The 21,374-nt window shown below is 60.1% G+C and carries 22 protein-coding genes, 1 tRNA gene and 1 pseudogene; 10 read left to right on the top strand and 14 right to left on the bottom strand.

The genetic code is table 11. The features are described 5' to 3' along the window. Positions 1–46 precede the first annotated feature (46 nt). The 5 genes from ACQY8Q_RS08795 to ACQY8Q_RS08775 form a co-directional block, all read right to left on the bottom strand. Positions 47–1,387, bottom strand: coding sequence for an FAD-binding oxidoreductase (locus tag ACQY8Q_RS08795; protein ID WP_428426239.1), 1,341 nt, complete (start codon positions 1,385–1,387; stop codon positions 47–49). A gap of 79 nt (positions 1,388–1,466) precedes the next feature. Continuing rightward, entirely contained in the window at positions 1,467–1,853 is a 387-nt protein-coding gene (locus ACQY8Q_RS08790; RefSeq protein ID WP_428426238.1) for a VOC family protein, read from the bottom strand. A gap of 68 nt (positions 1,854–1,921) precedes the next feature. Continuing rightward, positions 1,922–2,692: a VOC family protein gene (locus ACQY8Q_RS08785; protein WP_428426237.1), complete on the bottom strand. Its 771-nt coding sequence runs from the start codon at positions 2,690–2,692 to the stop codon at positions 1,922–1,924. A 59-nt stretch (positions 2,693–2,751) separates the two neighbouring features. Continuing rightward, positions 2,752–3,231 carry a DUF1579 domain-containing protein gene (locus tag ACQY8Q_RS08780; RefSeq protein ID WP_428426236.1) on the bottom strand — a complete coding sequence of 160 codons (480 nt, stop codon included), beginning with the start codon at positions 3,229–3,231 and terminating at the stop codon, positions 2,752–2,754. Positions 3,232–3,347: 116 nt separating this feature from the next. Further along, complete coding sequence (locus ACQY8Q_RS08775; protein WP_428429719.1) at positions 3,348–4,076, bottom strand: DUF899 domain-containing protein; 729 nt, start codon at positions 4,074–4,076, stop codon at positions 3,348–3,350. Positions 4,077–4,151: 75 nt separating this feature from the next. Here ACQY8Q_RS08775 and ACQY8Q_RS08770 point away from each other — a divergent pair, with 75 nt between their 5' ends. Together ACQY8Q_RS08770 and ACQY8Q_RS08765 are read left to right on the top strand one after the other, a co-directional pair. Beyond that, positions 4,152–4,598 (top strand): MarR family winged helix-turn-helix transcriptional regulator, encoded by a 447-nt coding sequence (locus ACQY8Q_RS08770; RefSeq protein WP_428426235.1) that lies wholly within the window; start codon positions 4,152–4,154, stop codon positions 4,596–4,598. Between the two features lie 61 nt (positions 4,599–4,659). Further along, complete coding sequence (locus ACQY8Q_RS08765) at positions 4,660–5,058, top strand: VOC family protein (RefSeq protein ID WP_428426234.1); 399 nt, start codon at positions 4,660–4,662, stop codon at positions 5,056–5,058. A 209-nt stretch (positions 5,059–5,267) separates the two neighbouring features. Here ACQY8Q_RS08765 and ACQY8Q_RS08760 read toward each other — a convergent pair whose 3' ends face one another. Further along, positions 5,268–6,422, bottom strand: coding sequence for an IS4 family transposase (locus ACQY8Q_RS08760; RefSeq protein WP_428423764.1), 1,155 nt, complete (start codon positions 6,420–6,422; stop codon positions 5,268–5,270). Between the two features lie 286 nt (positions 6,423–6,708). On the opposite strand from ACQY8Q_RS08760, the gene ACQY8Q_RS08755 reads away from it, so the two are divergent. Further along, the gene (locus ACQY8Q_RS08755) at positions 6,709–7,434 is read left to right on the top strand and encodes a class I SAM-dependent methyltransferase (protein ID WP_428426233.1); all 726 of its coding nucleotides are present in this window, start codon (positions 6,709–6,711) and stop codon (positions 7,432–7,434) included. An 18-nt stretch (positions 7,435–7,452) separates the two neighbouring features. On the opposite strand, the gene ACQY8Q_RS08750 is transcribed toward ACQY8Q_RS08755, so the two are convergent. The 4 genes from ACQY8Q_RS08750 to cpdR1 form a co-directional block, all read right to left on the bottom strand. Then, complete coding sequence (locus ACQY8Q_RS08750) at positions 7,453–8,379, bottom strand: cation diffusion facilitator family transporter (RefSeq protein ID WP_428426232.1); 927 nt, start codon at positions 8,377–8,379, stop codon at positions 7,453–7,455. Positions 8,380–8,618: 239 nt separating this feature from the next. After that, positions 8,619–10,463, bottom strand: coding sequence for a dihydroxy-acid dehydratase (gene ilvD, locus ACQY8Q_RS08745; protein ID WP_428426231.1), 1,845 nt, complete (start codon positions 10,461–10,463; stop codon positions 8,619–8,621). Between the two features lie 787 nt (positions 10,464–11,250). After that, positions 11,251–11,325: transfer RNA gene (locus ACQY8Q_RS08740), tRNA-Val, on the bottom strand. 96 nt (positions 11,326–11,421) lie between these two features. After that, the gene (gene cpdR1, locus ACQY8Q_RS08735) at positions 11,422–11,784 is read right to left on the bottom strand and encodes a response regulator CpdR1 (protein ID WP_428426230.1); all 363 of its coding nucleotides are present in this window, start codon (positions 11,782–11,784) and stop codon (positions 11,422–11,424) included. A gap of 194 nt (positions 11,785–11,978) precedes the next feature. On the opposite strand from cpdR1, the gene ACQY8Q_RS08730 reads away from it, so the two are divergent. After that, entirely contained in the window at positions 11,979–12,863 is an 885-nt protein-coding gene (locus ACQY8Q_RS08730; RefSeq protein WP_428426229.1) for an N-formylglutamate amidohydrolase, read from the top strand. A 148-nt stretch (positions 12,864–13,011) separates the two neighbouring features. Here ACQY8Q_RS08730 and ACQY8Q_RS08725 read toward each other — a convergent pair whose 3' ends face one another. Further along, the gene (locus ACQY8Q_RS08725; protein WP_428426228.1) at positions 13,012–13,176 is read right to left on the bottom strand and encodes a hypothetical protein; all 165 of its coding nucleotides are present in this window, start codon (positions 13,174–13,176) and stop codon (positions 13,012–13,014) included. A 70-nt stretch (positions 13,177–13,246) separates the two neighbouring features. Here ACQY8Q_RS08725 and hisN point away from each other — a divergent pair, with 70 nt between their 5' ends. The 3 genes and pseudogenes from hisN (at position 13,247) to ACQY8Q_RS08710 (ending at position 14,816) form a co-directional block, all read left to right on the top strand. Beyond that, the gene (hisN, locus tag ACQY8Q_RS08720) at positions 13,247–14,020 is read left to right on the top strand and encodes a histidinol-phosphatase (protein ID WP_428426227.1); all 774 of its coding nucleotides are present in this window, start codon (positions 13,247–13,249) and stop codon (positions 14,018–14,020) included. 80 nt (positions 14,021–14,100) lie between these two features. Continuing rightward, positions 14,101–14,325: pseudogene (locus tag ACQY8Q_RS08715) on the top strand (transposase); the annotation flags it as partial. Positions 14,326–14,501: 176 nt separating this feature from the next. Continuing rightward, positions 14,502–14,816: an EthD family reductase gene (locus tag ACQY8Q_RS08710; RefSeq protein WP_428426226.1), complete on the top strand. Its 315-nt coding sequence runs from the start codon at positions 14,502–14,504 to the stop codon at positions 14,814–14,816. A 186-nt stretch (positions 14,817–15,002) separates the two neighbouring features. Here the strand turns inward: ACQY8Q_RS08710 and ACQY8Q_RS08705 are convergent, their stop codons facing one another. Further along, complete coding sequence (locus ACQY8Q_RS08705) at positions 15,003–15,980, bottom strand: alpha/beta fold hydrolase (RefSeq protein ID WP_428426225.1); 978 nt, start codon at positions 15,978–15,980, stop codon at positions 15,003–15,005. Between the two features lie 537 nt (positions 15,981–16,517). On the opposite strand from ACQY8Q_RS08705, the gene ACQY8Q_RS08700 reads away from it, so the two are divergent. Together ACQY8Q_RS08700 and ACQY8Q_RS08695 are read left to right on the top strand one after the other, a co-directional pair. Then, positions 16,518–16,994 carry an Hsp20 family protein gene (locus ACQY8Q_RS08700; protein ID WP_428426224.1) on the top strand — a complete coding sequence of 159 codons (477 nt, stop codon included), beginning with the start codon at positions 16,518–16,520 and terminating at the stop codon, positions 16,992–16,994. 159 nt (positions 16,995–17,153) lie between these two features. After that, the gene (locus tag ACQY8Q_RS08695; RefSeq protein WP_428429718.1) at positions 17,154–17,954 is read left to right on the top strand and encodes an APH(3') family aminoglycoside O-phosphotransferase; all 801 of its coding nucleotides are present in this window, start codon (positions 17,154–17,156) and stop codon (positions 17,952–17,954) included. 7 nt (positions 17,955–17,961) lie between these two features. On the opposite strand, the gene ACQY8Q_RS08690 is transcribed toward ACQY8Q_RS08695, so the two are convergent. After that, positions 17,962–18,945, bottom strand: coding sequence for a bile acid:sodium symporter family protein (locus ACQY8Q_RS08690; RefSeq protein WP_428426223.1), 984 nt, complete (start codon positions 18,943–18,945; stop codon positions 17,962–17,964). 96 nt (positions 18,946–19,041) lie between these two features. Between ACQY8Q_RS08690 and ACQY8Q_RS08685 the strand changes: the two genes are divergently transcribed. Further along, on the top strand, positions 19,042–19,920 hold the full coding sequence (locus ACQY8Q_RS08685; protein ID WP_428426222.1) for a LysR substrate-binding domain-containing protein: 879 nt from the start codon (positions 19,042–19,044) through the stop codon (positions 19,918–19,920). Here the strand turns inward: ACQY8Q_RS08685 and ACQY8Q_RS08680 are convergent, their stop codons facing one another. Further along, positions 19,921–20,967 (bottom strand): threonine aldolase family protein, encoded by a 1,047-nt coding sequence (locus ACQY8Q_RS08680; RefSeq protein WP_428426221.1) that lies wholly within the window; start codon positions 20,965–20,967, stop codon positions 19,921–19,923. Positions 20,968–21,374: the final 407 nt, after the last annotated feature.

The following is a 21,374-nucleotide window of genomic DNA, read 5'->3' as shown; positions in this document are numbered from 1 at the left end:
GAAGATTCATTTCCTGCGGAGAAGATCAGTATGTGCTTGATAAGTGCTATTCGTGCGGTTCGATATTCTGATTGAGGCGGAACAGGTTGTTAGGGTCAAGGCGTGCCTTCAGCCGTGCAAGGCGCTGGTATTTTTCCGGACCATAGGCATCGCGGGCGATGTTTGAACCGGTGTCGCCCTGTTCGTTGACATAATTTCCGATGATTGACGCGTCGGATAGCAACCGGCCGGTCGTACGGCCCCATTCTATGCACCTATCGTCATCGGTGCGGTCGTCCCAGATGGGTTCTGACAGCCAGTAATAACCTGCGTCGCGTCCGGTATAGGCGGTCGCTTCGTCCGCTACATCACCGATGGCGCCGCCAAGCTGGATGGCATAAATTTCGCAGTCCGGCGCCGGTGCGTGGGCGATCGCATCGATGATATGTTCGATCGCCTGATCGGTGATATCGGACCAGAAGCCGCCCTTGGCATAGTAGCGGCGCGACCAGGCGAAAGCGACGTCGTTGCGGCTTTGCAGCGTGAGATAGGACAGGCTTTCCAGTCCGCCGCTGGCGCCGTCCGCCAGGGTGCCGAAGGGGGACAGGGTGGCATCGGCGAGCCCGGCATCGCCGGACCAGACGGCCGTGACGTTGACGCCAGACCGGGATGCGGTGAAGGACATGGCGAAATCGCGAGGCTGCTGACGCGCCCGATCGCGCAGTGCCGACAGAACCTTGCGGGCCTGTTCCATCGGGTAGATCCATTGGCCTGCGACGATACCGTTGAAGGGATGCAGTTGGAACCTGAAGCGGGTGACGACACCGAAGTTTCCGCCGCCGCCACGGATGGCCCAGAAGAGTTCCGGGTTCCAGGTCGGGCTCGTCCAGGTGACATCGCCGCTGGCAAGCACGATCTCGGCGCCCAGCAGGCTATCGATCGTCAGGCCATATTTGCGGCTGGCCCAGCCCATGCCACCGCCCAGCGTCAGGCCGGCGACCCCGGTGTGGGAAATCACGCCGGCCGGCACAATATAGCCCTTTGGAACCGTTGCGCGATCGAGATCGCCAAGCAGGGCGCCGCCGCCGATGTCGACGGTCTGGGCGGCGTTGTCGATGACGACGGAATGGATCAGAGACAGGTCGAGCACCAGCCCGTCATTGCAGGTCGACAGACCGGGCAGGCTGTGGCCGCCGCCACGGACCGCGAGCAGGGCACGGGACGAGGCCGCCGCACGCACGGCTTTTTGAACATCCTCGACATCCTGCGGACGCACGATCGCGAGCGGCTGCCGGTCAGCGATACCGTTCCAGACGCGGCGATAGTGATCGTATTCCGGATGACCGGCCGTGATCACCGGACAGTGCAGTTCTGCAGCGGTCAGTGCGTCTAGCAGCGAATTGGACATGATACTTGCCCCCGACTGGTGGGCGATATCTAGCATATTTTAGTAATTGCAGAAATGCCCTGTTTGGAGGTGGCGCGGGTCATTGGATCTCCTGGGCGATCTCCCAGATATGGCCGGAAGGATCGGCGAAGGCTGCGGTACGGCGTCCCCAAGGTCGATCGACCGGGCCGTTGAGCAGCGTGACGCCGCGGCGGCGCAATTCGGCGCAGGCGGCATCGGTGTCATCGACCTTGATCGTCAGGAGAATGCGCGCGCCGGACGACGGCTTGGCGACAGCCGACGGTGCGACCAGTCCGGGTGCTTCGGTTGATTTGAGCAGGTTGACCATCGTGCCGGAGAACTTCAGCACTGCCGATACATCATCCTCGTAGACGATCTCGGGCGTGAAGACCGCCTGATAGAACGCCCTAGCCTCGTTGATATCATCGACGAACAGGGTGATGACCTCGATTGCATCCAGCTTCATAGTGGCTCCGGCGTAGCTGGCGACAAGGCACGGGACTATGCCAGTGCCTTGTTGCGAGAGGAGTGGATTTAGCGTTTTGGTGCCACAAGATTGAAATATGCGCCTTGCGGGTCAACGCAATTGACCACCCAGGCGCCGCCGGGGACTTCCATCGGGCCGTTGACGACCTTGCCACCCTTTGCTGTTGACCGCGCGATGGCGGCGTCGAGCGCCTCGACGTTGAAATAGAACCCCCAATAGGGTGGTGTGGGAATGGTGGCGGGTTTCGTCATCATGCCGCCGATCTGCGCGCCGTTATGAGCAAAGAGCTGGTAGGTGCCCATATCGCCCATATCGATCCCCTCATCCTTCCTCCAACCGAACATCTCCTGATAGAACGGGAGATCTGTGGCGAGATCGCCGGCCATCAGTTCGTGCCAGCCAATATTGCCGCTGGCCATCTGCGAGATTTCAGGCATGTCACCAATGCCGCGGAAAAGCGCGAAGACTGCGCCATGCGGATCAGCGACGACGGCGAAGCGGCCAACGCCCGGAATATCATCCGGCTGTCGATGCACCGTGCCGCCGAGCTTGGCGAGCTTTGTGGCTGCGGCATCGACATCATCGACGCCGACATAGCCGAGCCAGGCGGGGGGAATGTTCATCTTCAACGCATTTTCCGGCATTGTCATCAGGCCGGCCACCCGCACGTCATTGGTCTTGAACAGGGTGTAGTTTGCATCGGGCATGCCGGAATCGACGGAGCTCCAGCCGACCACGTCGTCGTAGAAAGCTTCGGCTGCCTTGGTATCGGTGGTCATCAGTTCGTACCAGACGAACGCGCCGTGTCCCTTGCTCATTGTAGTCCTCCTCTTTGATGTTGATGGCCATCCGGCCGGAAATGGGCTCGCTGGAATGTTCAAATGCGGGTGTAGTCGCAGGACATGACCGGTTTCCACGTGCCGTTGGAAAGTCGGATGCGGGACGAGAAGTTGCGGGTGTCTGCGTCCTTGATGGTGATGATGTCCTGATAACGGGCGGTGCGGCCGATGGTGCCGAAATCGGGGCCTTCGCAGTCGAGCGTCAGCACCGTGCCGGTTTCGTCGAGCGTGCCTTCGTAGATCCAGAGATGCGTCATGACGGAGCAGACGAAGGATCCGACATAGCGCTCCCTTGCCGGATCGTAGCCGAGCGACAGGATATTGGTCGCCGAACGGCCATCCGGCATGGTGCCGGTCGCCTCCGCAACGATCCAGGCGCCGTCAAGCAAGCGGGCATTCTCTTCCCACGCGCCACCACCGTCCTGATGCTCGCTACCCTCCGGCGGAGCGAAAGTGAGCCGCCATCTGCCTGTCAGTTGTTGCAGCCAGCGGTGTTCGTCAACAAGGTCTGCCTTCATCGCATCTTCTCCGAATCGCGAAAACGCTCGATCTGCTTGTTCTTCACAATTCCGGATGCAAAACCGCAGCGCGCTTTTGCTGGAATTGTTTCAAGCGCGATTGACGGTCAGTCATGTCAGGCGCAGCAGGAGTGCGCCTTGGGCTCCGTGTCATATTCGTCATGACGCTTCACGAAGCTCAATGTTGACGTTTCATTGCGGCCTTTTGGTGCCCGGTCGAGGATCATCAGCGTCGTCAGGATCTCCTCACCGCCACGGGCATAGTCCGAATAGGTGTGGTAGACATTGCCGTTCTCGTCGCGGATGAAGGCGCTCATACCGGGCAGCTCGTCATTGGCGTCGTCGCTAGAGATTTCGCGGAAATTGTAGAAGACCTTGCCACTTTCCAGCTCTTCCTTGGTGAAGGAGACATGGTAGTCGAAATTGAAGTCGCTACTGACGGACGAGACCCAGGGGAATTTCCAGCCCATGCGCGTCTTGTAGGCTTGGATCTTGTCGAGCGGCGCGCGGGAGACCGTCACATATGTGACGTCGTGATTGTTGAGATGGGCAAGCGTACCGTCGATATGATCAGACAGGAACGAACAGCCCGGGCAGCCGGCCTCCCAGTCGGGGCCGAACATGAAATGGTAGATCATCAGTTGGCTGCGGCCATCGAACAGTTCTGCCAAGGTCTTTTTTCCGGCTGGCGTATCGAATGTATAGGTCTTGTCGACCTTGACCCACGGCATGTTCTGCCGGTCAGCGCGGATCTTGTCGCGCAGTTTCGTCTCTTCCTTTTCTGTAGCGAGCAGCACCCTGCGCGCCTCAAGCCATTCCTGGCGGGATACAACCGGATTGCTCAACATCGTTCATTCCTCCTCAGAAAATCGCGTTTCGTTCCGCTTGACTGAATAGGTTGATATCAACATTATTAAGGCATGTCAAAGCCCATCGTGATTCCCTTCGAAACCACCCTTCATGTCCGCGACACATGCCTGTGTCTTCATGTGCAACGCGCGGCGCGGGCTTTGGCGCGCAAATTCGACGAGGCTTTGCGGCCGCTTGATCTGACCAACGGGCAGTTTTCGCTGCTGATGTCGCTCAATCGTCCGGAGCCTCCGGGCATGGGGCCAGTTGCCAACCTGCTGGCCATGGATCGCACGACGCTGACAGCGGCGCTAAAACCGCTGGAGAAGCGCGGCCTGTTGGTCACCATGACCGATGATAAGGATCGCCGCTTGCGGCGGATGAAACTGACGCCTGCAGGCCATACACTGTTGTCGATGGCGGTGCCGATCTGGAAGAGCACGCATGCCGATGTCGATGAAGCACTGGGCGAGGGGCGGCCAGACCGGTTGCGCTCCGACCTCCTGGCGCTTGCCTGAACATCCATTTCCCGTCCGCCCAACGAGCGGGCGACCGCCATCATCAAAGAGGAGACTGTTCATGAGGATGATTTTTGTAAACCTGCCGGTCAAGGACATTTCGCGGTCGAAGGCGTTCTTCGGCGGGTTGGGGTTCAGCTTCAATCCGGATTTTTCCAGCGACGATACGCTGTGCATGATCGTCGAGGAAAACATCTTCGTCATGCTGATGCAGGAGGCACGCTTCAAGGAATTCATCATCGACGAGATCAGCGATACCAGCAAGGTGACGGAAGTGCTGACGGCACTCTCTGCGGGAAGCCGCCAGGAGGTGGACGAGACCTTGGCCAAGGCTTTGTCCCTCGGCGGCAAGGCATGGCGGCCGGTGATGGACTACGGCTTCATGTATGGCTGCAGTTTCCAGGACCTGGACGGGCATGTCTGGGAGCTGGCCTATATGGAGCCGCAAGTGGCGGGTTGATGGTTGTCGGTGGCGTCTTCAACCGCCTTCGCTTTCGCGGTGGTTTTGGTGCTCAAAACTCTCCTCCGTCATTCCTGTGCTTGTCACATGAATCCAGTGCGCCGTGTCCACGGCGCGCGAGATTTCCTTGGTATTACAGTTGAAGCAGTCCTTTCACGGCGCGGACGCGCCGTGGCTGGATCCCCGCCACGAGGGCACTGCTGTCCGGTTTAAAATCCCAACCCGCTCAAGGTCATCTGTCCTGTGTCGTTTGATGGGCTGGGTGGTGGCTTTGTGAGGCTGTCGGTTCGGCGGCGATGCATGAGATTGGCGCGCACGAGGCGGGCGAAGGCGAGCGGACTCTGGACGTTTGTCTGATCGGCCTGGGCCATGCGCAACAGCAGATAGGCGATGAGGGCGGCGGCAATCTGGATACGGACCGCGTTCTCGCTATTGCCGAGAAAATGCCGGATCTTTAGCGTCTGCTTGACCCAGCGGAAGAACAGTTCGATCGCCCAACGGCGCTTGTAGAGATCGGCGATCTCGTCCGCTGGCGCATCGAGATCGTTGGTGAGCAACCGCAAAACCTTGCCTGTTTGTGTCCTGACACTGATCTCGCGCACGGGATCGCCAAACGGGTTCTTGCGGTTTTTCGCCTGGCGGGCTGGCAACAGGCCGATGCGGTCGGACAGGATGGTGCCGTTGCTGTTGAGCGGTTGTTCGCGCGTTACGGCCAGCGGCGTATGCGACTTGAACCGCGTGACGATCCGGCATCCGGCCTTGTCCATTCTGGCCCACCAGCCGAAATCATAATAGCCGAGATCGAAGACATAGGTGGCGCCCGCTTCGATCGGCATGACCTTGGCTGCGGTGATGTCATTGACATTGGCAGGCGTCACCGCCGCGTAGATCGGCCGTTCGGCCAGCGCATCATAGACGATATGGACCTTGGCACCGCAGGCCTGATGGGAAAACCGCGCCCAGTCGCTTCCCGCTCCACTCAGGCGGACCCCAGTCGCGTCGATCAGATAGGTGGCCTCACCGGCCGCCCGGCGCAGGCCGCGTCCTGCCCTTGCCACCAGTTCAGCAAACAGGCCGGCAAACACCGCGCTTGAACGCTTCGCATTGGCGTCGGCAAGCGTCGAGCGCGAGGCCGGACGCGCACCGAGATGGTAAAGACGCGCCGCATGACTTTCCAAACCGCCGGCGATCTCGCGCAAACTCACCGCACCGGCCAATTGGCCGTACAAAAGGGCGATCAACTGTGTCCGCGTCGAGAGCCGCCGAACATGTTTGTCGGCCCCATGTTCCTCCACAAGCCTGTCAAAAGCCGACCATGGAACGCGCTTCAAAAGATCATGAAAGACGCTATTGTGATGCCGCACGGGGTTGCTCCTCCTTCGTGTTCGAGATCGTCGCCAAACGCTCGAATACGAGTAGAATCAACACCGTGCACCATGTCTACAAAATTTAAACCGGACAGCAGTGCCACGAGGGCGAGGATGACGGAGAAGGAGTAGGCGAGTCCAAAGTCGTACCTCTCATTTCCGCTCCTTTGCATTCTGTGCAAATTCAGTTCAAACAGCAATTTCCGCCACAAAGGACTGGCATGTCGGGGCAAAGCAAAGTGTGTCAGTATCCGTCAACTGACGACACAGAATATGGTGAAACATGACCCAGAACGTCTACGACAATCCTGAATTCTTCGAGGGCTATAGCCAGCTTGGCCGGTCGGTTGAGGGGTTGGATGGGGCGGCGGAGTGGGCGTCGATCCGGGCGCTGCTGCCCGATCTGGAGGGCAAGCGGATCGTCGATCTCGGCTGTGGTTTTGGCTGGTTCTGCCGGTTTGCCAAGGACGAAGGCGCTGCCAGGGTCCTTGGCTTCGATGTTTCAGAAAACATGCTGGCGCGTGCCAAGGCAACGTCAGATCCGGCGATAGTCTATTCGAAGGCCGATCTTGAAGTGCTAGAATTGCCCGAGGCCTCCTTCGATCTGGTCTACAGTTCGCTTGCTTTTCACTATCTCAAGGATCTTGAGGCGCTGCTCGCTCGCGTCCATGCGGCGCTGGTGACCGGCGGCCAGCTGGTGTTTTCGATCGAGCATCCGATCTACATGGCACCAGCCCATCCCGGCTGGTCGAAGGATACCGACGGTCGCGCGACGTGGCCGGTCAACGGTTATCTCGATGAAGGTGCGCGCACGACGGATTGGCTGGCCAAAGGCGTCGTCAAACAGCACCGGACGTTGGGAACGCTGATCAATATTCTGATCGGTCTCGGATTTACCTTGCTGCATGTCGAGGAATGGGGGCCGTCGCTTGAGCAGGTTGCCGCCCATCCGGAATGGGCCGAAGAACGCGAACGGCCGATGTTCCTGTTGGTTTCCGCGCGCAAGTAGCGTCTGCTGCGGAAGGGGCTATTCCGCCCATTCCGTGTCGGCCGTAAAGGCGATGGTCAGCCAGCGGTTGGGGCCTTCGCTGCCGATGCGGGCGCCGATGTCATCGCGCAACTGGTCCCATTCCTCGATCGTGCGGGCGCGCATGCCGGCCGGTACGATGAAATAAAGTTCCACCTGCATCAGGCGTCCGATGCGGGCGACATAGGCGCGGTGGGACAGGAAGGCCTGTTCCTGGACCACCTCTTCAGCCACTTCATCGATCCTTGCCCGCAGCGGCGCCGGGGTCATCAGCAGGATATCCGATAGCGCCTGACGCACGGTGCCGATGGGCATCGGGATGATGACCACGGAAACCAGCGCCAGAACCGCCGGATCGATATAGGGCGCGGTCCAGGCAAGCGACGTGCCTTCGACGAAAAAACCACCGATGAAGGCGATCAGCAAGGCAGCAGTGATACCGGCGGACATCATCCACGCAGTCGCGTCAAGGGTCAGGAACTCGGAACGGATCGTGGCGTTCTTCTTCCGCACGACGGTCGCCATGGTCAGGCATGCCACGAGCGTAATGGCGGCGTAGAGGATCGCGTAGTCGAACTCCAGCGCATGGCCGCCGGACAAGATACTGATAATCGCGTTGATCAGGGCGTAGACGGCGACGCTCATCAACAGGATGCCGTTCAGACCGAGAACGATCGGCTCGAGATGCCAGAAGCCGAGGGAAAATCGGGCGCGCAGCTTGCCCTTGCCGCGGCTCGGGTCTGCATCGATGGCTATCAGCCGGGCGACCACCAGGGCGAGCGTACTCATGCTGGCATCGGCCAGTGAATAGACCCCATCAAACGCGATCGAGAAGGAGCCGGTGACGATGCCGAATGCGATGCCGGAACAGGCGATCAGGATGGTCACGCCGATGGAGATTTTCAGGACAGTTTGTTCGGCTTGCATGGGTTTGCTCGGAGTGTGGTGGGCTTTGCGGCGGGCTTATGGGGGATTGTGGGCGTGTTTCGCGGATTTGACTATATCGCAATGACGGCCGAATGGCGGCTTGGCAAGGAATTGCAACCATGTGCCCACTTGCAGCGCATCCCCCACCCCAGAAGCGTCTTTACGGCTGAAAAGAAACACCCCCAAATCCGTTGGGATCCAGGGGTGCGCAGAGAGTTGATGAAAGCCTATCGCCCGTTTTAGCCGAGGTCGCCCAGATCGCGCACCGCGCCGCGGTCGGCTGAGGTGGCGAAGGCGGCGTAGGCTTTCAGCGCCGTGGTGACCTTGCGTTTGCGCAGTTCGACCGGCTTCCAGCCCTTGGCGTCCTGCTCGGCGCTGCGGGCGGCGATTTCCGCTTCACTGACGCGCAGCGAGATCGTCCGGTTGGGGATGTCGATATCGATCATGTCGCCTTCGCGCACGATGCCGATCAGGCCGCCATTGGCAGCTTCCGGCGAGACGTGGCCGATCGAGAGACCGGACGTACCACCGGAGAAACGGCCGTCGGTGATCAGCGCGCAGGCCTTGCCGAGGCCCTTCGATTTCAGGTAGCTGGTCGGATAGAGCATTTCCTGCATGCCCGGTCCGCCCTTCGGGCCTTCGTAACGGATGACGACGACGTCGCCGGCCTTGATCTCGTTGGAAAGGATCGCCTTGACGGAGGAATCCTGGCTTTCGAAGACGCGGGCGGGGCCGGAGAATTTCAGGATCGATTCGTCCACGCCGGCCGTCTTCACGATGCAGCCGTTGGGGGCGATATTGCCCTTCAGGACCGCCAGACCGCCATCCTTGGAGAACGGATGCTGGGCATCGCGGATGACGCCCTTTTCGCGGTCGAGATCGAGTTCCTTCCAGCGGGCGCTCTGGCTGAAGGCAACCTGCGTCGGGACGCCGCCGGGAGCCGCGCTGAACAGTTCGAGTGCAGCCGGATTGTCGGTGACGGAAATATCCCACTGCGACAGCGCGTCGCCGAGCGTCTTGGCATGGACTGTCGGCAGGTCGGCATTCAATAGGCCGGCGCGATTGAGCTCGCCGAGGATCGCCATGATGCCGCCGGCGCGGTGTACGTCTTCCATATGCACGTCTGCCTTGGCCGGCGCGACCTTGGAGAGGCATGGAACCTTGCGCGACAGGCGGTCGATGTCGTCCAGATTGAAATCGATTTCGCCTTCATGGGCGGCAGCCAGGATGTGCAGCACGGTGTTGGTCGAGCCGCCCATGGCGATATCCAGCGCCATGGCATTCTCGAAGGCACCCTTCGAAGCGATGGTGCGCGGCAAAGCGGTTTCGTCGTCCTGTTCATAGTAGCGCTTGGCGAGACCGACGATGCGGCGGCCAGCTTCCAGGAACAGCTTTTCGCGATCCGAATGGGTCGCCAGTGTCGAGCCGTTGCCGGGCAGGGACAGGCCAAGCGCCTCGGTCAGACAGTTCATCGAATTGGCGGTGAACATGCCGGAGCACGAGCCGCAGGTCGGGCAGGCCGAGCGCTCGATGGTCTGGACGTCCTCGTCCGACATGTTTTCGTCGGCAGCTGCGACCATGGCGTCGACCAGGTCGAGCGAATGAATCTTGCCGTCGGAGAGCAGCACCTTGCCGGCTTCCATCGGGCCGCCGGAGACGAAGATCGTCGGGATGTTCAGGCGCAGCGATGCCATCAGCATGCCGGGGGTGATCTTGTCGCAGTTGGAAATACAGACCATCGCATCGGCGCAATGGGCGTTGACCATGTATTCAACGCTGTCGGCGATGATTTCGCGTGACGGCAGCGAATAGAGCATGCCGTCATGGCCCATGGCGATGCCGTCATCGACGGCGATGGTGTTGAATTCCTTGGCGACGCCGCCGTGGGCTTCGATCTCGCGGGCAACCAGCTGGCCAAGGTCCTTAAGATGGACATGGCCCGGCACGAACTGCGTAAACGAGTTCACCACCGCAATAATCGGCTTGCCGAAGTCGCTGTCCTTCATGCCCGTCGCGCGCCAGAGGCCGCGAGCGCCGGCCATGTTGCGGCCGTGGGTGGTGGTGCGGGAGCGATAGGCAGGCATGGACGTCTTCCTTGATCTTGTCTGGGTGAACGGCAGATATAGGGTTCAGGGACCACAATTGCAGCGGTTCCTATCGCAAAACTGCGCCCGCGTCACGAATTTCGTAACAATATTTCGTGTTTTTTGGATCACGATCGTATCGCGGATCTCTCGATCTTGCACGCTTGGATGGATTGTCCCGCAGTAGCATAGCTCAAAATTGCGTGTTTGGCCGGACCTGCCGCATTTCCCAGCCGTAGCGGGCGGAATTTCTGCCCAACCGATTGATTTCGAAGAATAACGCTGCCTGCCTACCTTGTTTGGGGGATGCGTGGCGCGGCTTTTTATTCTTTATTGCCGCCGCTGGACACTTTGCAACCCGGCAATTTCATCACGTAAACCATTGTACAAATCTCCTCTCCGGTCACGGGGAGGGGATTTTGCGCTCTATACCAGCGGGCTCTTGCGGCCGGCGAGGTGATCTCTGTTGAGCGCCTCCATGATGTCCCTGGCGTCGTCGCGGTCAAGGCCCGTCAGATCGCGCCCGTCTGAGGCTGCGGGCACGCGCGTGACAACGTCGACGACGGTCCAGGTGCGATTCCTCTCTTGGCGGAGTTCGTAACGTGGTTCCCTCACAGCCGAAATTGTCCTTGCTGGTCGCGTGTTTCAAGTGGCGCGCTTCGGCACTGCGTTAGAGCCGGGCGGCGGCTGCGCAGTCAAACAGTCTGCCGGTAAAGATAGGATCCAGGTGGATAGACGCCAAACGAAAAAGGCCTCCCGGTTTCCCGAAAGGCCTTTAGAAACTGGATGGTGGGCGTAACAGGGATTGAACCTGTGACCCCTACGATGTCAACGTAGTGCTCTCCCGCTGAGCTATACGCCCATCCAATGTCGGCGCATAGACCATAAACCTCCGGAGGCGTCAATAGGCTTTTTTCGGCTTTTTGACAGGAAGTTTTGCGGCCCTTGCGGCGCAGGCCTATGCGGCCAGCATCTTGTTCACTTCGTCCACAAGATCACGCAGATGGAAGGGCTTGGACAGGACCTTTGCGTCCTTCGGAGCTTTCGAATCAGGGTTCAGCGCCACCGCAGCAAAGCCGGTGATGAACATGACCTTGAGGTCGGGATCGAGTTCGGTTGCCCGGCGGGCAAGCTCGATGCCGTCCATTTCGGGCATGACGATGTCGGTGAGAAGAAGCGAAAACGGCTCTTCGCGCAGCCGGTCGTAGGCGCTGGCGCCATTGTCGAACGACAACACCTTATAGCCGGCCTTTTCCAGGGCTTTCACCAGGAACCGGCGCATGTCGTTATCGTCTTCGGCGAGGAGAATTTTGAGACTCATGGATTAAAGCCGTTGCACCTTACGTGTCGATGTCGGGAATTGCGATAACGTCATGAAACCGCATGTGGGTAAATATCCGGTGAAGACTTAAGATCAAGCCCGTTCACTGGCAGGAAACGACTATGGACATGATTGCTGCCTGCTGGCAACATACACGAAGCATCAAGATTGTGACATGGTAAAAAAGGGCTGCGATGACGCAGAACGTCAGCGAAACCGAACAGTTCGAAGTTCGCGAGCCGGAAATGCAACGCATTCCCTTTGTCTTCAATTCCCCCCACAGCGGCAGGGTGTACAGCCGTTCCTTCCTGGAAAAATCCCGATTGGACGACGTGTCGATCCGCCGCTCGGAGGATCATTTCGTTGACGAACTGTTCCATTCCGTAACAGATCTGGGCGCGCCTTTGTTAATGGCGCATTTCCCCCGCGCCTTCCTCGACGTCAACCGCGAACCCTATGAACTCGACCCGCGGATGTTCGACGGGCCATTGCCGCCGCATGCCAATATCAGCTCGATGCGGGTGGCCGGTGGCCTCGGCACCGTGCCGCGGCTGGTGGCCGAAAACATGGAAATCTATCGTGGCCGCTTTCCGGTCGCCGAAGCGCTCGAGCGCATCGAGACGATCTACAAGCCCTACCATGCCTGCCTGCGGCGGCTGATCGCCCGCACGCATGTGCAGTTCGGGCTGGCGGTGTTGATCGATTGCCATTCGATGCCGGGCAATATCCGGCTGGCCGGAACGGGCCAGCGGCCGGATTTCATCATCGGAGATCGCTACGGCACCAGCGCCTCGGCCGACCTGTCGCGTACGGCGGTGTCACTGCTGGAGGATCTCGGGTTTTCCGTCGCCCGCAACAAGCCCTATGCCGGCGGTTTCATCACCGAACATTACGGCCGGCCGGCGCGCGGGCTGCATGCACTGCAGATCGAGATCAATCGTGGCCTTTATATCGATGAGGCGACTCTGCAGAAGAAGAAGGATTTTCCGATGCTGGCGCAGGCGATCGGGATATTTCTCGCAGCGCTTGCGGCGCATGTGGAGACATACGCGCCAGGCACGTCATTGGCTGCCGAGTAGGCTGGCCTTTCTCCCTGGCAAGAAGACAAAAAAAACCGCGCTTGTGGCGCGGCTAAGTCTAGGGAGGAAACACCCAAGGAGGGTATTTACAGCCACAAGTGACTGTAGGGAAAAGCTAATATTGCAGCGCACAATTGTCAAGGAGGATTCAGCCGTAATTGGTGCAGTGCGCCAAAGCCAACGGATACTGAACTGCAGCAAAATACCCGGTTTCGCAGTTCTTTTGGATTTTTGAGGCACGTTCTTCGAAAATCCGGGCAGGACGGCTTTCGTATCCGCCAATCGGCGCGATTTTTACTGATTTTCTCGCCAAACTCTTCTCTTTCAAAAAAATGTGCCATAAGCACAATCAGCCTTCCATTTCCCGATTTTCGTGAGGTTTCATGCTGCCGGACCGTGAGTTTTTCGATCGCCTTGCCGATGCTGCCAAGGCGCAGACCCTGCCGCGTTTCCGCACCGGCATCAGTGTCGCCAACAAGGAAGCCGCCGGTTTCGATCCGGTGACCGAGGGCGACCGTGCTGCCGAGACGGCGATCCGCGCTTTGATCGAGGCACATTTTCACGAGCACGGCATTCTGGGTGAGGAGTTCGGCAATGTCCGGCTCGACCACGATTATGTCTGGGTGATCGATCCGATCGACGGAACCCGCGCCTTCATCTCCGGCCTGCCGGTCTGGGGTACGCTGATTGGCCTCTATTACAAGGGCGAGGCGGTGATGGGGCTGATGGACCAGCCGTTTACTGGCGAGCGCTATTTCGCGGATGGCAAAAACACGCATTACCGGGGCCCAGGCGAAGACAAGATTGTCTCGACGCGGCCGTGCGCCGATCTTTCCCAGGCGATCATGTTCACCACGTCGCCGCATCTCTATACCGGCGATATCAAGACCCGCTTCGAGGCGGTGCAGAGCAAGGTGCAACTCGCCCGCTACGGCTGCGACTGCTACGCCTTTGCGCTGCTTGCCGCCGGTCATATCGACCTCGTAATCGAATGCGGCCTGAAGCCCTACGATGTCGGTGGCATCATTCCGCTGATCGAGCAGGCAGGTGGCATCATCACCGACTGGAATGGCGGTCCGGCGGAAATGGGCGGCGAAGTCATCGCGGCCGGTAGTGCTGAAATTCACGCGCAGGCGCTGGCCATCCTGAAGGGCTGACTGCCGGACTAGGTCACGCACTCGTAAACTGCTGGCGGTACTGCAAGGTTCTGATTCAGGCGTCTTGAAGGGGGCTGCTGATGGGCCAGCCTCGCTATGAGTTGACGGATTTCGAGTGGTCGGTGATCGAGCCGCTGCTACCGAGCAAGCCGCGCGGGGGGCTCGGGTTGACGACCGGCGTGTTCTGAACGGGGTTTACTGGCGTCTTCGGACCCGGCTCGCCGTGGGCGGACATTCCCGAGCGCTACAACCCGTATACGACCTGGTACAACCGCTTCGTCAGATGGCGCAAGACGGACGCATGGGCCAACATCAAGCCGATGCCCGGCAGCAAACGCCGCCCGCCGTTCAGCGCCTTCCTCTCTCGCTACCGCAACCTCGTCGAACGCTTCTTCAGCCAAAATCTGGATGCGCTTTACGAGTCGATGAGCTAGAAAGGCTCCTCGGACGCTCGGAGAGGCGTTCAGGCAGGAGGCCGACCATGATCAAGATGAGCGTCTACTATCCGGCCGATGGCGGCTCGAAGTTCGATCACGACTACTACCGCACCCGCCACATGCCACTGATCCAGGAACGGCTCGGCGATGCCTGCCTGCGCTACGAGATCGATAAGGGCCTTGCGGGTCGCGAACCTGGAAGCGCGCCGGAGTTCGTCGCGGCGTGCCACGTTTACTCGCCGACCCTGGCGATATTCCAGGAGGCGTTAGGTCCCCACCGCGCGGAGATCGCTGCGGACGTCGCCAACTATACGGACATTGCCCCCATCGTGCAGACCAGCGAAGTCGTTGAAGGGTAGGGGCTTCGGCGTAGCGTTGAACTTTCCGGGATCGTCGTAGTGCTGGCGCACCATGATCCATGGTGACGTAGCGGGTGCAGAACCGGTCGACGATCGGGAACATGTGGTTGCCGTTGAAGCGAAAACTACCTTGCTCTCGTCAAACTCGCTTCAGCCAAATCTGAATACGCTTTATGGGCCGGTGACCTAGGCCGTGAGGTCTTCCTTTTCCATCAATGCCACATCCCCGGTGCTGCCGGGGATAAAGGCCTCGATAGCGGCGATCGCCTGGGCGCGATAGTGGTCGGCTTCCTGCAGAAGCTCATGACGGGCACCGTCGATCGGAATCATGTGGCCGGCGCGGAAATTGCGGGCAAGGGTCTCCACCGCCAGATGCGGCACCAGTTTGTCCTGCGTCGGGGCGAGCACGATGGTCGGCACGCGGATCTGCGTCAGATGCTCGCGGCTGGCGATGCGCTTGATCGCCTTGAAGGTTTCGTGCAGCCACCGGGCGGTGGGTGGTCCGAGTGCGAGTTCCGGATGGGCGTCTGTCAGTGCCTTGTTGCGGGCAAAGCGCCGCGCATCCGATGTCAGAAGGTTTTCCGAAAAGGGCCGCGAACCCTTGTCGCGCAACAGCGGCAGTGAGCCGAGGCCACAGACGCTGAAAACGGCCGCCATGACACTGATCAAGCCATGCCCGACCTTCTGGCCGCCGAGCGCCACGAAGGGGGCAGCGATAGCCAGCCGGTCGATGCGGCTGGCGAGCATCGGCGCTTGCGCCAACGCCACCAGCGCACCCATCGAATGGGCCAGCATGAAGAACGGCAGTCGCGTATCGGGCAGGACGATCTTTTCGAGGAACGTGCTGAGATCGCTTTCGTAGTCGGAAAACCGCCGGACATGGCCGCGGCGGGGTTGTTTCAGGAGACGTTCCGAACCGGCCTGACCGCGCCAGTCGAAGGTGGCCACCCACAGGCCGCGCGCGGTAAGTTCGCCGATCGTTTCGGCATATTTCTCGATCGATTCATTGCGCCCCTGCAACAGCACCACGGTGCCTTTGGCGGTGGGGGTGTCCGACTTGAAGATCGCATAGCGTATCTTGCAGTTACCCACGCCTTCGAAGAAACCGACGGTGTGATTGCCGGGGATCGGATTGTCCGGGGTGGCGTAAAGCGTCGGCGTCATAAGCAGGTCCGTGTCCGGCAGGTCTTTGAAGGTGCGATGGCGCAACAACAGTGCACCGGTAATGCACCGGATTTGTGATGCTCATCCTTGATCGATACCGATTAAGGAACGGTGCAGGCCTAGGCGCAGAAATACGGGAGCGATTGCCCGGTCAAGGATAAGGACGGGAAAAGGGGCCGGAAACGGTGGGGGGGACGATATACCGTTCCCGGCCAGAGACAGTCGGCCGGATGAGAACAGGCAGCATGTGGGAGAAGGGACGTTCACCGCCGCTGCCGGCCTCGTCTTCCGATGCTGCGGTTTTAGCGTGTCGAAGCTGAATGCAGTTCGAACCGGCCGTTCATCCTGCGTTTATCAGCGGCGGGGGTGAGCAAACGGCTGCCGCAACTTGTCTACCCGGGGGCTTGAAGGCCGCAAAATGAATTCCCATCTCCTTCTCACGGGCGCCGAAACCGGGCTCGTTCACCGGTTCTGCCATCGCCGCTTCAAGGGATGACAGAGCCAAGATCGCACACCAGTTGCTCACAAGAGGACATCATGCGTCACGTTGATTTTTCCCCCCTTTACCGTTCCACCGTCGGTTTCGACCGTCTCTTCACCATGCTCGACAGTCTCGGCCAGCCTGACCAGTCGCAGACCTATCCGCCCTACAATATCGAGCGGACCGGCGAGAGCACCTACCGGATCACCATGGCCGTTGCCGGGTTTGACGAAAGCGAACTTTCGATCGAAGCCCGCGAACACACGCTGACCGTCAAGGGCGAGAAGAGTGAAGAAAAGGCGAGCGACAATCAGTTCCTCTATCGCGGCATTGCCAAGCGCGCCTTCGAGCGCCGCTTCCAGCTCGCCGACCACGTGGAAATCCAGTCCGCTTCGCTGAAGAACGGCCTGCTTCACATCGATCTCCTGCGCGAGATCCCGGAGGCTGCCAAGCCCCGCCGCATCGACATCGTTGCCGCCCAGTCGGCGCCGAAGCAGATCGAAGCCACCCAGGTCAACGGTACCGCCAACTAAGCCGTTGATCGGGATCTGAAGACGCAGTGCCCGAATGGGCGCTGCCGATAATCGAGAGCCGTTTGCAGCCGCATGTTGCAGACGGCTTTTTGTATGGAGGAGCCTTCGCTTTTATGGCTGGGAGGCGTGATTTTAGGCCAGAAGACAAAGAGGGTTTCGATGAGCGAACTGTCCCCCGTGCTGCAGGTTGATGACTTGCCGCCAGATTGGCGCATCCGGATGTCACGGTATCGTTTCGAGCATGACGAGGTCGGTCAGTCGTCGGCGGGGGTCTTCAAGCTGGTTGGGGATGGAGAGCCGAGCCTGTTCCTGAAATGTGAACCCGCCGGCCCGTTTGCTGAATTGCCCGATGAGGCCATACGGCTGCGATGGCTTGCAGGTGCCGGGATTGCCTGCCCGACCATTATTGCGCAAGATGTTCACGACGGCCAGAACTGGTTGCTGATCAGCGCAATGCCGGGCCGGGATCTCTCCGTTGCCTCGATCACGCCCGAGCAGTGCATAGAGATAATGGCCACCGCGCTGCGGCTACTACACGCCGTCGATATCAGGACCTGCCCGGTCGATCACAGCCTTTCCAGCCGTATGGCGCTTGCCAGGGCGCGGATGGAGGCGGACGAGGTCGATGAGGATGATTTTGATGATGCGCGGCTGGGTCAATCGGCCGAAAACCTCTTCCGGCTTCTTGAAATACAAAAGCCGGATGCTGCCGATCTGGTAGTGACACACGGCGATGCGTGCCTGCCGAACCTGTTGGCGGATGACGGCCGGTTCAGCGGGTTTATCGATTGCGCCCGCCTGGGTGTCGCCGATCGTTACCAGGATCTGGCGCTCGCCTATCGCAGCGTTTGCGAAAATCTCGGTGAGGTATGGGGGCAGCCCTTCCTTGATCTCTACGGTGTCCCCATGCCGGATCGCGCCAAGCTCGATTATTACCAGTTGCTGGACGAGTTCTTCTAGCCGCCGCTTATTCCGCTGCTGCGACTGCCAGGCGCCGGTTGCGCTCGGCATATTTCTGGGCGATCACCGCACAGGCCATCAGCTGGATCTGGTGGAACAGCATCAACGGCAGGACGATGCTGCCGATGCCCTGGCCGGCGAAGATGACGTTGGCCATCGGCACGCCGCTGGCAAGGCTCTTTTTCGAGCCGCAGAAGGTGATGGCGATCTCGTCTTCCCTGGAAAAACCCATCAGGCGGCTGCCGAACATGGTGACGACCAGCACGACGGCGAGAAGCAGGATGTCGAGGACGATGACGACGGCGATGTCGCGGACGGAGAATGTGCTCCAGATGTTTTCCGTCACCGCCTCGCTGAACGCGAGATAGACGACCATCAGGATCGAGCCGCGATCGACCGGCATCAGCAGCTTTTTGCGGGCGCGGATGAAATTGCCGATCCATGGCTGCAGGATCTGGCCGAGAATGAACGGCGCCAGCAGTTGCAGCAGGATCTGCTCCAGCGCATCGAACGAAAAGCCTCCCTGGCCGCCGGATGCGAACAGCAGGCCGACCAGCAGCGGCGTCAGGAACATTCCGAAAATATTGGAGGCTGACGCGGCGCAGATGGCGGCTGGAACATTGCCGCCGGCCATTGAGGTGAAGGCGATCGACGATTGCACGGTCGAGGGCAGCACGCAAAGGAAGAGGATGCCGGTGTAGAGCGCCGGTGGCAGAAGGGTTGATGGCAGGAAGCCGACGGCAAGGCCGAGCAGCGGGAAGAGCACAAAGGTCGAGGCCAGGATGACGATGTGCAGCCGCCAGTGCAAGAGGCCCGCCACCACGACATCTCGTGACAGCCGTGCGCCGTGCAGGAAGAACAGCAGGCCGATGGCGATTTTCGTCGCCAACCCAAACCACTCCGCCGGTTCGCCGGAAATCGGCAGCAGCGATGCAAGGATCACCGTGCAGACAAGCAGGATGGTGAAGGTATCGGGCAGGAAGCGGCGCATGTCGATCGTCCGGAGAATGAGAAAGCAGATGGCTGCATCATTGTCATTATGATATCGAATGCAAGAAATAACGATTATCATATTTCAGGATGACCGATGCTCGATCTGGTGCAACTTCGCAGTTTTCTCGCGGTCGAGCAGATGGCGAGCTTTACCCTTGCGGCGGAGCGGCTGGGGCTTGGGCAATCGACAGTCAGTCAGCATATTCAACGGCTGGAAGCCGATCTTGGCCGCAAGCTGGTCGAGCGTGATACGCATCATGTGTCGCTGACGGCAGATGGCGAGGCGCTGCTGGGGCCGGCGAGAGCCATGCTGTCGCTGGACGGGCAGGTGAAATCGCTGTTTGCCGAGCGCAGTCTGCACGGTCGGCTGCATCTCGGCGTCTCGGAAGATTTCGTCATGAGCCGTCTTCCGGCGGTGCTTGAGGATTTTACCCGGGCGCATGCCTCGGTCGATCTCGAACTGACGGTGGCCTTGAGCGGGACGCTCTATCAGATGCAGGATGAGGGCGCGCTCGATCTGGTGCTGGCCAAGCGCCGGATCGGCGATGCGCGCGGCCAGCTGGTCTATCGCGAGCCGCTGGTCTGGCTGGCGCGCGATCCGGAGCGGGTGATGCGCGGCGATGTGCTGCCGCTGATCGCCTTTCCGCCGCCCAGCATTACCCGCAGCGTTGCGCTGGAAGCGCTGGAGCGGGCAGGGGTGCCCTGGCGGATCGTCTGCACCTGCGGCAGCCTCAGCGGCCTGACGGCTGCGGCCCGCGCGGGAATGGGCGTTCTGGTGCAGCCGCGCAGCATGGCGCCGGCGGGTTTGCGCGAGATCACTTCCGACAAGCTGCCCCGGCTTGAGGATGTCGAGTTTGTGCTGGTGGCGCGGCGCGGCGCGGACAGGGCGCTGGTGGAAGCCCTGTCCGGCGAGATCCTGACCACGGTCGGCGGCCCGCAGGCTGCGGCCGGGGCAGGCAAATCCACGCTCTGATCAGAGGGCTTTCAGGAACTGGTCGATATTGTCCGGTGTCGTCGCAAAGCTGGTGACCAGGCGGTAGAGGCCTTCGTCTTCAGAAATGGAGTCCGACAGCGTGTGCGGCACCGGCCAGTCGTAGAAGACAGCGCCGTCCGCCTGCAGTTTTGCTGCCGTCTCCTTTTTCAAGACGACGAAAAGCTCGTTGGCGCCGGTCGGCCAGGCAAGATGGGCGCTGTTTGACCGTTCGATCCCCGCTGCAAGCCTGTCCGCCATACTGTTGGCGTGGCGGGCGAGATCAAGCCAGAGGCCGCCTTCGAGATAGGCATCGAACTGGGCGGCGATGAAGCGGGACTTTGAAAATAGCTGGGCGGAGCGCTTGCGCAGGTAGCCCATCTCTTCGGCCTTGGACGTATCGAACAGGATCAGCGCCTCGGCGCACCAGCAGCCATTCTTTGTGCCGCCGAAGGAGAGCAGGTCGATGCCGCGTTTCCAGGTCATCTCGGCCGGTGTCGTATCCAGTGTCACCAGCGCGTTGGCAAAACGGGCGCCGTCCATGTGCAAAGGCAGCTTGGAAGACCTGGCGATGGCGGCGATCGCATCGATTTCGTCAAGGCTGTAGACGGTGCCGGCCTCGGTCGCCTGCGTCATGGTGATCGCCATCGGCTGGCCGCCATGGACGCCGCCGCCGCGGGTGCGCTGGATTTCCTTCTCCAGCCGGCTCGGGTCCATCTTGCCATTTGGTCCATCGACCGGGGCAAGCTTGGCGCCATGCGAGAAGAATTCCGGCGCGCCGCATTCATCCGCATTCACATGCGCTTCGCGGTGACAGAGCACGTGACCGCCCGGGCGGTTGGTGCTAGCCAGCGCCAGCGAATTGGCAGCGGTTCCGGTGGCGACGAAAAATACGGCGACCTCACGTTCGAACACCTCTGAAAGCCTCTTCTCGACCTTCTTGTCGAGGTCGCTGGTGCCATAGGCAGGCGCAAAGCCGCTGGCGGCCTTGACGAGGCTTTCGGCAATCACGGGATGGGCGCCCGCCCAGTTGTCGGATGAGAAAATCATGATGCAATCCTGCTGTTTCGGGGAAATACCCCCGAATTGAATGGTCAGGAGAGACCATACGGATGCCGTCGCGGCAATCAATCCAGGCAAGGCGAGATAGGGACAATATCAGACCAGTTTGAAACCAAATTGAAGAAAACGAGGGGTTGGCGAAAGAAAATTACAAAAAGACGAAATTAACCGCAATGTTCGGTAAAATAGGGTCGAATATTTTGCATTAGTGGTCTTGCAGAGGAGGGTGCTTTCTGGCATAGAGCCTATGAAATAGGACAGTATGACTGTCCTATTTCGGTCTCAAGACCGGAAGGATGCCGGAAAGCCCGCCTGATGCGGCTTCTGGCTGACGATTGTAGACCGCGCCGGACGCTTTCTTGTCCGGGCCGGCGAGACAATCGCGATGGTCGCGA

This window comes from Pararhizobium sp. (genome assembly GCF_965279435.1).
GTDB lineage: Bacteria > Pseudomonadota > Alphaproteobacteria > Rhizobiales > Rhizobiaceae > Pararhizobium.
This window is presented reverse-complemented; position numbering and strand designations above follow the sequence as displayed.

Excerpts from the sequence above, each read along its gene's own strand:
- ACQY8Q_RS08795 (WP_428426239.1), bottom strand. The coding sequence starts at position 1,387 with ATGTCCAATTCGCTGCTAGACGCACTGACCGCTGCAGAACTGCACTGT.
- ACQY8Q_RS08790 (WP_428426238.1), bottom strand. The coding sequence starts at position 1,853 with ATGAAGCTGGATGCAATCGAGGTCATCACCCTGTTCGTCGATGATATC.
- ACQY8Q_RS08785 (WP_428426237.1), bottom strand. The coding sequence starts at position 2,692 with ATGAGCAAGGGACACGGCGCGTTCGTCTGGTACGAACTGATGACCACC.
- ACQY8Q_RS08780 (WP_428426236.1), bottom strand. The coding sequence starts at position 3,231 with ATGAAGGCAGACCTTGTTGACGAACACCGCTGGCTGCAACAACTGACA.
- ACQY8Q_RS08770 (WP_428426235.1), top strand. The coding sequence starts at position 4,152 with ATGTCAAAGCCCATCGTGATTCCCTTCGAAACCACCCTTCATGTCCGC.
- ACQY8Q_RS08765 (WP_428426234.1), top strand. The coding sequence starts at position 4,660 with ATGAGGATGATTTTTGTAAACCTGCCGGTCAAGGACATTTCGCGGTCG.
- ACQY8Q_RS08755 (WP_428426233.1), top strand. The coding sequence starts at position 6,709 with ATGACCCAGAACGTCTACGACAATCCTGAATTCTTCGAGGGCTATAGC.
- ACQY8Q_RS08750 (WP_428426232.1), bottom strand. The coding sequence starts at position 8,379 with ATGCAAGCCGAACAAACTGTCCTGAAAATCTCCATCGGCGTGACCATC.
- ilvD (WP_428426231.1), bottom strand. The coding sequence starts at position 10,463 with ATGCCTGCCTATCGCTCCCGCACCACCACCCACGGCCGCAACATGGCC.
- cpdR1 (WP_428426230.1), bottom strand. The coding sequence starts at position 11,784 with ATGAGTCTCAAAATTCTCCTCGCCGAAGACGATAACGACATGCGCCGG.
- ACQY8Q_RS08730 (WP_428426229.1), top strand. The coding sequence starts at position 11,979 with ATGACGCAGAACGTCAGCGAAACCGAACAGTTCGAAGTTCGCGAGCCG.
- hisN (WP_428426227.1), top strand. The coding sequence starts at position 13,247 with ATGCTGCCGGACCGTGAGTTTTTCGATCGCCTTGCCGATGCTGCCAAG.
- ACQY8Q_RS08710 (WP_428426226.1), top strand. The coding sequence starts at position 14,502 with ATGATCAAGATGAGCGTCTACTATCCGGCCGATGGCGGCTCGAAGTTC.
- ACQY8Q_RS08705 (WP_428426225.1), bottom strand. The coding sequence starts at position 15,980 with ATGACGCCGACGCTTTACGCCACCCCGGACAATCCGATCCCCGGCAAT.
- ACQY8Q_RS08700 (WP_428426224.1), top strand. The coding sequence starts at position 16,518 with ATGCGTCACGTTGATTTTTCCCCCCTTTACCGTTCCACCGTCGGTTTC.
- ACQY8Q_RS08695 (WP_428429718.1), top strand. The coding sequence starts at position 17,154 with ATGAGCGAACTGTCCCCCGTGCTGCAGGTTGATGACTTGCCGCCAGAT.
- ACQY8Q_RS08690 (WP_428426223.1), bottom strand. The coding sequence starts at position 18,945 with ATGCGCCGCTTCCTGCCCGATACCTTCACCATCCTGCTTGTCTGCACG.
- ACQY8Q_RS08685 (WP_428426222.1), top strand. The coding sequence starts at position 19,042 with ATGCTCGATCTGGTGCAACTTCGCAGTTTTCTCGCGGTCGAGCAGATG.
- ACQY8Q_RS08680 (WP_428426221.1), bottom strand. The coding sequence starts at position 20,967 with ATGATTTTCTCATCCGACAACTGGGCGGGCGCCCATCCCGTGATTGCC.